The organism is Methylophilus sp. (assembly GCF_052437885.1).
Classification (GTDB): Bacteria; Pseudomonadota; Gammaproteobacteria; order Burkholderiales; family Methylophilaceae; genus Methylophilus.
Genome location: NZ_JBQVPB010000014.1, coordinates 51,152 through 63,150, shown reverse-complemented (window position 1 = coordinate 63,150; position 11,999 = coordinate 51,152). Strand labels below are relative to the sequence as shown.

4 protein-coding genes are annotated in these 11,999 nt (G+C 50.3%); 3 read left to right on the top strand and 1 reads right to left on the bottom strand.

The window, feature by feature from the left end; all coding sequences use genetic code 11:
- The first annotated feature begins 2 nt into the window (after positions 1–2).
- The 3 genes from ACT6RZ_RS13205 to ACT6RZ_RS13195 all read left to right on the top strand — a co-directional run bounded on the left by ACT6RZ_RS13205 (position 3) and on the right by ACT6RZ_RS13195 (position 10,373).
- A complete protein-coding gene (locus ACT6RZ_RS13205; protein WP_444702559.1) occupies positions 3–683 on the top strand; it encodes a LuxR C-terminal-related transcriptional regulator in 681 nt (226 codons plus the stop codon).
- 238 nt (positions 684–921) lie between these two features.
- Positions 922–2,730: a TolC family outer membrane protein gene (locus tag ACT6RZ_RS13200; protein WP_444702558.1), complete on the top strand. Its 1,809-nt coding sequence runs from the start codon at positions 922–924 to the stop codon at positions 2,728–2,730.
- Between the two features lie 296 nt (positions 2,731–3,026).
- Entirely contained in the window at positions 3,027–10,373 is a 7,347-nt protein-coding gene (locus ACT6RZ_RS13195) for a retention module-containing protein (protein ID WP_444702557.1), read from the top strand.
- Positions 10,374–10,490: 117 nt separating this feature from the next.
- Here ACT6RZ_RS13195 and ACT6RZ_RS13190 read toward each other — a convergent pair whose 3' ends face one another.
- Complete coding sequence (locus ACT6RZ_RS13190) at positions 10,491–11,951, bottom strand: bifunctional 2-methylcitrate dehydratase/aconitate hydratase (protein WP_444702556.1); 1,461 nt, start codon at positions 11,949–11,951, stop codon at positions 10,491–10,493.
- Positions 11,952–11,999: the final 48 nt, after the last annotated feature.

Here is an 11,999-nt window from a genome sequence, read left to right as displayed (position 1 = left end):
CTATGAAACATATTTTTATTACGTCATTAAAGCAGCCTGTCGAAGCCTGGCTGAAAGCCTTCCCTAAACTGATCACCAGTGCAGAAGTGGTTTCTGCCGATGTGGCCGGGGCGACGGTAGTCTGGGTACATGCACAGCTGGAAAGCAGCAACCAGTGGCGCACACAGGTGCAACAGGTGTTGTCACTGATCCCTTCGGCCAAAGTCATCGTGTTGTCGAATAACCCCGAGCAGGCAGAAGCCATGCAGGCACTGGAACTAGGTGTAGTGGGTTATTTGCACGCTTATGCACATGACCAGGTGTTGAAAGAGGTTTACAGCGTGGTGTCACACGGCGGTATCTGGCTGGGACGCGATTTATTGAAACACCTGATCACTCTGACTGCCCGTGGCTCACGCCAGACAGTCGATGTGCTGGAAGAAGTACTGGAAGGACTGACCAAGCGTGAACGTGAAGTGGCGCTGGAAGCCGCCAAAGGCAACAGCAATAAAGAGATCGCCAGAGCGCTGTCTATTTCCGAGCGTACTGTCAAAGCACACCTGACCTCGGTATTCGATACCCTGAAAGTAAGGGATAGGTTGCACCTGGCCCTGGTATTGCAAGGGCAGTCCCCGCAAGGACACTTTGGTCTTGAAGCCGGGGTTAAGAACGGTTCTTCTGGTAAATCACACCTGAACTCCTGAATCCACCCTCATCCGGCTGTTGTCGCTGCATCATTGATCCCCTGAAGCAATATATTCAGGGGATTTTTTGTAGGATAAACAACGCAAAAGTCAGTAAAAGTCAGTTTTTGTGACTTTTTCCCCTAAAACCGCATATTTAAAGCGGTTATAGGTAGGGTATAACACTTGTAACCTGACAATACTGTCGTTATACTCAGCTCAGGATGAATCTTTAAAATAACTTGTTAAGAGTCTGCACATGAAACTAAAAAAAATTGCCTCTGCATTAATAATAGGAGTCTTTTCCTACTCTTCAGTCTCCTGGGGTGCTAGTCCGGAAACTTTGGAAAAGATAATCGAAAAAGCGGTGTCCGAGAACCCTGAGGTTCAGGCCCGCTTTCATGCTTATAAGGGCGCGGAATTTGATGAAGCTGCTGCTAAAGGTAGATACCTGCCTAATTTGACAGTTGATCAAGTATTTAGAAACCAGGAGCGAGTGGTTCCTGGCAATCCGAATAATACTAACTCTCCCAACCAGCAATCCACGTTGACATTACGTCAAATGATTTTTGATGGTTTGGCGACCCCGGCAGAGGTTGGCCGTCTTGACCACGTGGCCAAGTCCCGTTTTTATGATTTGCAAGGCCAGATGCAGGGCATTGCACTGGATACTGCGACTGCCTACTTTGATCTGTTGCGTTATCGCCGTCTGGTTTCTTACGCTGAAGACAACTATGTTGTACACAAGCAAGTACACGAAAAAATCAAGTCTCGTGTAGATGCCGGCGTGGGCAAGAAAGTCGACCTCGAACAGGCCACTGGCCGTCTGGCACTGGCTGAAGCCAACCTGCTGACAGAAACAACCAATCTGTATGATGTGTCTGCAAGATTCCAGCGTCTGGTAGGTGAACTGCCTCCAGCCAACGTTGTTGAAGTGCAGATGACAGGTGATGGCTTGTCCGAAAGCTCTGATCAGGTGCTTGATGCGGCCTACAAACAAAACCCGAATATCCTGGCTTCTATTGAAAACATTATTGCAGTAGAGAAATCTGTGTCCGGACGTAAAGCCCCTTTTATGCCACGTTTGGATCTGCAGGGCCGTAAAGTCCTTGATGTGAATGATGCAAGCAGAAACAGCATACTGGCTGCAGATACACTTGAAGTGACCGCTAGCTGGAATATTTTCAACGGTTTTACTGATAAGAACAACCTGGATTCTGCTTCGGAAGAGCTTAATCGTGCGCACGATTTACGCGATAAGGCGTGTATCGATACCCGTCAGCTGGTGTCTATTGCTTATAACAATATCAAACAGTTGAACGAGCAAGTCGCTTATCGTAAACAGCACCAGGATTCGATTGAGAATGCGCGTCTGGCTTACCGTAAGCAATATGATATCGGTCAACGTACCTTGCTTGACTTGCTGGATACCGAAAACGAATATTTCCAGTCACGTCGTAACTTTACCAATGCTGAAATGGATCTGAGCACCTCATATGCCAGAACCTATGCCGGACAAGGTCTGTTGCTGCGTAAGCTGGGTGTAACGCGTGCTGACGTCGGTGAGTATGCGCGTGAAGAGTATCTTGATAGGGAAAATATATGTAAGGCTATTGCTCCAGCACAGCTTGTCGTAGATAAAGCAGCTTTGCTGGCGAATGCCAAACCATGGGAAGGCGAAGCGTTTAAACCTAAAGGTCCTGAAAAAGCGACCATGAAGTTTACTCCACGCATCCTGTTCCAGGCCAATAGCGCCATCATCCTGCCGGAGTCTTACGCTGATCTGGACATCGTTTATGACGTAGTCAAAGAGTGGGGCAACGACAAGATCGAGATCGCTGGCCACACTGACAAGCGTAATACCTCAAAAGAGAAGTACAACCTGCTGCTGTCAGAAAAACGCGCGAAAGCGGTTGCTGACTATCTGGCCAAAAAAGGCCTGGATGGCAGCCGTATCGTTGTCAAAGGCTATGGCTACTCACAGCCTATCGCTGAAAATGACCCGATCAACGGTAACGACGCTAACCGTCGCGTTGAAGTCATTCGTTTTCAGTCAGTCGCTGAGTAACACTTAGTAGCCTGCTTGACTGCAGGAGATGTAAGGAAAGCGAAGCTGGTGACAGCTTCGCTTTTTTCTATTCAGTGCCAGAGTTTTATCTTTATTCTTCACCAGTGCCTGAATAACAGTCCGCAGCGGCTGAATTTCCCCCTATAAAAGTGCGAATATTGTACTTCGGTACAATAGCTTTCCATTTTGTATTGCAGTTTAATACGTCACTATCTGAAAAAACCTGACATAACTGAAATGTTCTGACAGTGTTTTTCTGAACTGAATATCTCTCAACTTATAAGTGGGGCAAAAAAATGGCTACAGTGATTGGTACTGTTACAAGTGTTCAAGGTATGGCTATCGTGGTGGATGCCAATGGCAACCGTCATATGTTACAGGTAGGCGAGGTGTTGCATGCAGGTGATAAAGTCATCACCGCCAGCGGCGCAAGCGTATCGGTAAAACTGGCGAACGGCGAGACCGTGAATTTCGCTGAAGCACAAACAGTCAAGATCACTGACAACCTGGCGCAGGTGGATGTCTCGGATGTCACTGAGAATGCAGTCAACCAGGCAGTATTTGATGCAGTATTGGTTGCATTGAATGAAGGCCGTGATATCACTGAAGTGCTTGATGCTCCTGCTGCTGGTGAGGCTGGCAGTGATGGTAATGCAAGCTTTGTTAACCTGGAGCGTATCTCTGAAAGCGTGACCGGTTCAATTTATGATGGTGGAAATGGATCTGTAGGGACAGCTGCTTTTTCAGTTATACCGAATTATCAGTATTTTGAAGACCCTAGCATAGATTCAGTGGTGCCTAGCGTGCCTGGCCCTGGTGGCAATACTGTGATCGAAGGTAATAACCTGGTCTATACCGTGACACTGAGTACAGCGACTCAAGCTCCGGCGACTTACAGTTTCGCTCTGGGTGGCGGCACAGCTTCGCCTGCTGATTACGGCAGCCCTACATTCAGCAATGGCGTCACTTACAACCCGGCTAATGGTACGATCACCGTGCCTACCGGCGTCAGCAGCTTTACCGTGACTGTGCCTACCGTTGACGATACTATCATCGAGCCAAACGAGACTTTGCCACTCAATATCGGTGGTGTGATCGGTGTAGGCATTATTGAAGATAACGACAGATCCGTCATCACCGTAGAGCCAGGCACTCCTGGCCCGGGTGACGACAGCGTGATCGAAGGTACAGATCTGGTGTATACCGTCACCTTGAGCGCGCCTACCAATGTCATCACCACTTTCAGTTTTAATCTGGGTGGTGGTAGTGCTTCTCCAGCTGATTACGGTACCCCTACATTCAGCAATGGCGTGACTTACAACGCTGTGACTGGCCTGATCACTATCCCTGTCGGTGTCGGTAGCTTTACCGTGACCGTGCCTACAGTGGATGACACGCTGGTTGAGCCTGATGAGACCGTGCCACTCACCATTGGTGGTATCACTGGTGTAGGTACCATTGTAGATAATGACAGAGCAACGGTAGATACCGTGACTGCTGGCCCGGCTGGCGGTTCAGTCGTTGAAGGCGGCACACTCACATATACGGTCACCCTGAGCGATGTGACCAACAAAGACACCACTTATGACCTGCTACTCGGCAAGGTTGGCGACACGGCCTCTACCGCTGATTACGTCAACCCATTGACCAATGCATCATTCAGCAACGGTGTTACCTACAATGCGACCACTGGCAAAATCGTTGTGCCAGCCGGTGTCAAAGACTTCACTATCAATGTAGTCACTATCGATGACACTTTAGTTGAGGCAGATGAGAAGTTGACCCTGACTGTGGGTGGTAAATCTGCAGAAGGTACTATTCTGGATAATGATCTGGCAACAGTAGACAGCGTCACCGCTGGCCCGGCTGCCGGCTCAGTGACTGAAGGCGGTACACTGATCTATACGGTTACTTTGAGCGACGTCACCAACAAAGACACGCCTTTTAAACTGGAATTCGGCAAACCAACAGATACTGCTTCTACCGATGACTATGTCAATCCTTTAACGAATGCATCATTCAGCAATGGTGTCACTTACGATGCGCTTAGTGGCAAGATCAATGTGCCACCAGGTGTGCAGAGCTTTACCATCAGCGTGAAAACCGTAGATGACACCCTGGTTGAAAACGATGAGACTTTGACACTGACCGTTGGTGGCAAATCTGCCACAGGTACTATCTTAGACAATGATGGTGGTATCAACCTGGTCGCTGGCAGCAAGGACAGAGTGTCTGAAGAAGGCTTGCCTGGCGGTATCAAAGACAATACTGGTAACACAGACACTACCGATTCAGTAGAAGCAACAGGTTCGTTTACCCTGAATGGCAGCAGTGCCGGTGCGGTATGGACTTTAACTGCGCCGACCACGACACTGACATCAGGTGGCGTGAATGTCATCTGGACATTGACCGATGGCGGCAAGACGCTGACTGGTTTTGCCGGTAGCGAAAAAGTGTTGACCGTGACTATCAACGATAGCGGTGAATACAAGATCGTATTGAATGGTCAGGTGGATCATCCAACAGCTGGTGTAGAAGATACCGTGCTGGCAAACGTTGGTGTGAAAGTGGTTGTTAATGGCGTCACACAAACAACAAAAATCCCGGTCACTATCGAAGATGACGGCCCAGTGGCTCCAGGTGGCGTAGTGGTGGTGAATAATGCCAATGCAGCTAACGTGGCACCAGTAGCCACAGTGGCCAACACTGGCAACCTGTTAGGCCTGGTTGGTCTGTCTGCAGCCAACCTGATCAACCTGAGCACACGTACTGCATTCGGTGCGACGGATGCGAACAACAATATCAGCAAAGTTGAACTGAACTACCAGGCACTGATCTCCCTGGGTGGTTTGCTGGGTGCGCGTGAATTCACGATCTCACAAGCATTGGCTGCCGAGTTGGGTCTGAAAGTACAAATCACAAATGATGCTGGTTTGCTGGGTCTGGTCGGACCATCCTCCCACGTCGTGATCACTTCACTGGATGGCGGCCCTATCGACAATCTGGCGATCAACGAATTATTGGCTACTGCCCGCCTGAACGGTGGTGCCATCAGTGCCGAAGTATTGAATGGGACCACCATCACGGTGACTGATACCCAAGGTGCCTCTTCTTCCGCATCTGTGGCCACACTGGCTGATGCGAATGTATTGAGCAGCACCAGACCAAACCCTAACCTGATAGAAGGCGGCAGTGGTGCTAATGACCTGACTGGTACTTCTGGCGATGACCAGCTGTATGGTTATGCTGGCGATGACACCCTCAAGGGTGGCGCGGGTAACGATATCCTGCGCGGTGGCGATGGCAACGACAAACTGGAAGGTGGTTCAGGTAACGACATCCTGGTGGGTGGTTCCGGCAACGACACGCTGACCGGTGATCAGGGCAGAGACATTTTCCGCTGGGAAAAAGGCGATGCAGGCACTGCTGGCAGTCCAGCAGTCGATACCATCACCGACTTCACCCTGGCTGATGATGTGATCGACCTGAGAACCTTGCTGCAAGGCGAGAACCTGGCAAACCTGTCTAATTTTGTGCGCGTGACTGTAGATGCAAGCGGCAACACCATCCTGCATATCAGCAGCACCGGTGGTTTCTCTGGCGGTTTCAATGCCAATGCTGAAGATCAAACCATCGTACTGCAAGGCATCAACCTGCAAACAACTTATGGCACCACAGACAGTGCCCAGATCCTGGGCGAACTGGTCGGCAGTGGCAATCTGGCGATTGATCCGGTCGCAGCTAGCGCATCCGGCAGCCTGGGTGCATTCGGTGCTGATGGTGGCCATGTACAGAGCATACTGATAGGTGGCGTGACTTATACCTACAATGCCACTGGCAACACAGTCAGCGACAATGCAACCCCGGCTTCTAGCAACACTTATTTCTATAATGCCGCCAGCAAACAGTTGAGCGTGACCACAGCTAAAGGTGAAACCATCACTGTTAACGTGGAAACCGGTGCCTATACCTATAGTGGCAACCGTGCATTAACTCAAGGCGAAAGCACCAGCCTGGGTTATACCCTGGTGGATAACGATGGCGATACTGCTTCTAATATCGTGCAATTCAATGGTAGCGGTCAGCCGACCGTCACTGAAGTTGACCCGGTAGACCCAAGAACAGGTAATGACAGTGTTGTTGAAGGCAATAGCCTGGTCTACACAGTCACTCTGAGTTCAACTACGGCTGCAATTGCGACCTACAAGTTTGAACTTGGCGGAGGCACGGCTTCTACAGGTGATTATGGCGCACCTACATTCAGCGATAATGTCACTTACGATGCCACTACAGGCATGATTAGAGTGCCAGTAGGCGTAACCAGCTTTACCGTAACAGTGCCGACAGTGGACGACAGCATAGTTGAGTTGACTGAAACCGTGCCACTGACTATTGGCGGCACAGCCACTGGTATTGGTTTTATTCTGGACAACGACAAAGCGAAAGTGATCGAAGTCGAACCAGGCAAACCTGGTGTAGGTGATGACGCAGTTGTTGAAGGTAACAACCTGGTTTACACAGTGAAACTGGATGCGACTACCAACGGCCCAACTACATTCAGCTTTAACCTGGGTGGTGGCTCAGCGTCTACCGCTGATTACGGCACACCTACATTCAGCAACAACGTGGTGCGTAATGCCGACGGAACGATCACCGTCCCAGCTGGTGTCAGCAGCTTCACCGTGACTGTACCTACAGTGGATGACACTGAGGTTGAAGTCAGAGAATCATTGCCACTGCAAGTGGGCGGTGTGACTGGCACAGGTTACATCGATGACAATGACAAAGCGAAAGTGATCGAAGTCGAACCAGGCAAACCTGGTGTGGGTGATGACGCAGTGGTTGAAGGCAACAACCTGGTTTACACAGTGAAACTGGATGCGACCACCAACGGCCCAACTACATTTAGCTTTAACCTGGGTGGTGGCTCAGCTTCTACCGCTGATTACGGTACACCTACATTCAGCAACAACGTGGTGCGTAATGCAGACGGTACGATCACCGTACCGGCGGGTGTCAGCAGCTTCACCGTGACTGTACCTACAGTGGACGACAAAATCATTGAAGTCCGTGAGTCATTGCCACTGCAAATTGGCGGTGTCACTGGCACAGGCTACATCGATGACAACGATAGTGGTATTAATATTGTTGCCGGTAGTACGTTTACTGTTTCTGAAGAAGGTCTGGCAGGTGGTATTAAAGATTCTACCGGCAGCAGTGATACCACTGATTCCGTGTTGGCAGCAGGTGCATTCAGCTTGAAAGCAACTGATAGCAGTGCCGGTGCTGTATGGACCTTGACTGCACCAACTACATCAACACTGACTTCTGGTGGCGTCGCTGTGACATGGGCACTATCTGCTGATGGTAAGACATTGGTTGGTTCAGCCGGGTCACTAAAAGTACTGACTGCTACTATCGATAATAATGGTGCTTATAAAGTAACACTGAACGCACCTGTTGATCATCCCGATAAGACGATCGAAGATACATTGAAGATCGATCTGGGTATAAAAGTAGTTGCAAATGGTGTAACACAGGTTGATAAGTTACCGATCACCATTGAAGATGACTCTCCAGTGGCAAGCAACCAGACGGTTTATGCGACCAACTCTGCCAACACCAATGTCATGATCACACTGGACGTTTCTGGCAGTATGAATGGTAACGATGGTGTGAATGGCCAGACACGTTTGGCAAGTGCTATCCAGTCGATCAAAACACTGCTGGCCAGCTACGATAACCTGGGCGATGTCAAAGTGGCGCTGGTTGTATTTGCCGGTGATGCACAGACCAGACAATTAGGCACTACCTGGTTGACTGTGGCTGAAGCTAATTCGCTGTTGAATACTCTGTCTTCTGGTGGCAACACAAACTACGATTCAGCGCTTGAAACAGCCATGAAAGCGTATGGTTCTGCAGGTAAACTGGATAATGCGCAGACTGTGTCTTACTTCTTTACCGATGGTGAACCTAACCGCGGTCTGGGTGGCATTAATGATTTGAGCGGCGGTGAGAACTCAAACTCTGCCGATGCCGGTATCCAGGCTGCTGAAGAAAGAGCATGGATCCAGTTCCTGGAAACTTACAACATCAAGTCATATGCGCTGGGCTTGGGCAGAAATACCAGTGTAGATCAGCTGAACCCTATCGCTTATGATGGCCAGGCTGGTGCGAACACCAACGGTATCAAAGTGACTAACTTTGACCAGCTGGATGGTGTATTGAACCAAACAGTGGCAGCTTCTGTGTCTGGCAGCCTGGTAACCAATGGCGGCTTTGGTGCAGATGGTGGTTATGTGAAATCAGTGGTTGTCGATGGCACTACATACACCTTCAACGCGGCTGATGGCAAGATCACTGTGAGTGGTACCAATAACAGCACTTACGATTCAGCAAGCCACAAGCTGACCATCACGACCACAAAAGGCGTACTGGTACTGGATATGGATGACGGCGTTTTCGTCTTCACACCAAAAAACACCACGGTTTCTGGTGTGGCTGATTTCCAATACACCTTGAGTGATAAAGATGGCGATACCAGCACTGCCACATTGAGCGTGAACGTGACCAAGGTCAATGCAATCCCGCAAGTGGCGCCGGATGTCAGCACAGGTATCAACGCTGCCGGCTTGTTGACTATCCCTGGTCTGTTGAATGTAGACTTGCTGAATTTCAACAGCCGTCAGGCATTCAGTGCCAGCGATGTGAACAACAACATCACCAATGTCACCATCACTTACGGTGCATTGATCGCTCTGAGTGGCAACTTCCTTAACTACTCTGCGGCTGTTGCGAGTGAGTTAGGCCTCAAAGTGACTTATGCGCAAGATAACGGTCTGCTTGGTTTGTTTGCCAATGGCAAGCTGGAAGTGACTTCGCTGGATGGCGGTACTATCGATAACCTGAAACTGAACGAGTTCCTGTCCACAATCAGAACAGACAGTACTATCGGCGTGAATGTGCTGGATAACTTCAAGATCACGGCAACTGATAGCACCAACCTGCACGATAGCGCATCTTCTGGCAACCTGATCAATATCGATCTGTTGACCAGTGGCAGCAGCGCGATCATCAGGGGCACTGATGGCAACGATGCTCAGATCAACGGTACTGACGGTAACGATATCATCTACGGTTTAGCTGGTAACGACACCTTGAATGGTGGTGCCGGTAATGACATCCTGCGCGGTGGTGCCGGTAACGACACCTTGAACGGTGGGGCTGGCAACGACATCCTGATCGGTGGTAAAGGCAACGATACCCTGACTGGCGGTACTGGTGTTGATGTGTTCAAATGGGATAGAGGTGATGATGGCGTTGCTGGTAGCCCAGCACGTGACACAATCACTGATTTCAAAATGGGTGCACCAACTGCTGCAGGAGGCGGTGATGTTCTGGATGTGCGTGACTTACTGCAAGGTGAGAACAACGCCAACCTGACCAACTACTTGCACTTTGAGAAATCTGGTAGCGATACCATCATCCACATCAGCTCAAGTGGTGGCTATGCAAGCAATTTCAGCAATGGTCAGACAACGCAGCAAATCGTCTTGACAGGGGTAGACCTGGTCACTGGTCAATCTAATGATGCAGCGATCATTACCAACCTGCTGGCACAGCAAAAACTCATCACAGACTAATCTCTGACGATGTTAAAAAAGCGACCTTAGGGTCGCTTTTTTTTTGCTCTCTATTTCCTATACCTAAAGTTTGGGCACCCGCAGGTGCCCAAATATACTGGTTTGATAGCCAGTTGATTAAAGCGCCAGCAGATCCACAAACTGGTGCACAGGTGTGTTTTCCAGCCGCGGCTGGTCCTGGCACAGATCGAGGATCTCGGCCTGCTTTGCGGTGTTAAAACGGCGCGCCAGGTTGACTTTGAATTTCTTCACCAGTTCCGGGATGCCTTGTTCACGGCGGCGTCTATGGCCTATAGGGTATTCCACAGCGATATTGCTGGACTGGCTGCCATCTTTAAAGAAGATCTGGATCGCATTGGCGATAGAGCGTTTTTCCGGGTCCAGGTAATCGCGCGTATATTCTGCTTTCTCTACACAATGCATTTTGTCGCGCAGGGCATCGATACGCGGGTCAGCCGCGGCGGCATCTTCATAATCCTGTGCGGTCAGGCTGCCTTTGAGCAAGCCGACTGCCGCCATGTATTGCAGGCAGTGGTCACGGTCAGCCGGGTTGTGCATGGGCCCGCTTTTATCAATGATGCGTATCGCTGATTCATGGGTGGTGATCACGATCTTGTCTATATTGGCTATGTCATCCAGCGATTGCAGCCGCTGCCCGACTTCGTGGTTGAGCTGGAAAGCACTTTCGACTGCTGTTTGCGCATGAAACTCTGCCGGGAAAGATATCTTGAACAATACCTGCTCCATGACATAGCTACCGTAAGGGCGCTGGAATTTGAACGCATTGCCTTTGAACAGCACATCATAAAAGCCCCAGGTTTTGGCGGTGAGTGCGCTGGGGTAGCCCATTTCGCCTTGCAGGGTCATCCAGGCCAGACGCACAGCGCGTGAAGTGGCATCGCCAGCGGCCCACGACTTGCGTGAGCCGGTATTCGGGCTGTGGCGGTAAGTGCGCAAGCTCTGGCCATCGACAAAGGCATTGGAAACCGCGTTGATGATGTCCTGTTTGTTACCCCCCAGCAGTTTGGTGACCACGGCAGTCGAGGCGATCTTCACCAGGATCACATGGTCCAGCCCGACGCGGTTGAAACTGTTTTCCAGCGCCAGCACTCCCTGGATCTCGTGGGCCTTGATCATCGCAGTCAGTACCTGTTTCATGGTCAGCGGGGCTTTGCCTTCAGCGACGTTTTTACGTGAGATATAGTCGGCCGATGCCAGGATGCCGCCCAGATTGTCTGAAGGGTGCCCCCATTCGGCAGCCAGCCAGGTATCGTTGAAATCCAGCCAGCGTATCATGGCGCCGATATTGAATGCCGCCAGGATAGGGTCCAGCTGATAAGCGGTGCCCGGTACCTTGGCGCCATTCGGCACCACTGTGCCTGCGATCACCGGCCCCAGCAATTTGGTACAGGCCGGGTAATCCAGCGCTTCAAAACCGCAGCCCAGGGTATCCATCAGGCAATTGCGTGCTGTGTCATAAGCCTCGGCCGAGTCGATCTCAAAATCTGCCACGTAGTTGGCAATATCGACGATGACCTGGTCGGGGTCCGGGCGTACGTTAGAAATATGGGCTGACATGTTTTTTATACCTTTATCAAATGTTTTAAAAGCGAATCACTACGTTGC

Excerpts from the sequence above, each read along its gene's own strand:
- ACT6RZ_RS13205 (WP_444702559.1), top strand. The coding sequence starts at position 3 with ATGAAACATATTTTTATTACGTCATTAAAGCAGCCTGTCGAAGCCTGG.
- ACT6RZ_RS13200 (WP_444702558.1), top strand. The coding sequence starts at position 922 with ATGAAACTAAAAAAAATTGCCTCTGCATTAATAATAGGAGTCTTTTCC.
- ACT6RZ_RS13195 (WP_444702557.1), top strand. The coding sequence starts at position 3,027 with ATGGCTACAGTGATTGGTACTGTTACAAGTGTTCAAGGTATGGCTATC.
- ACT6RZ_RS13190 (WP_444702556.1), bottom strand. The coding sequence starts at position 11,951 with ATGTCAGCCCATATTTCTAACGTACGCCCGGACCCCGACCAGGTCATC.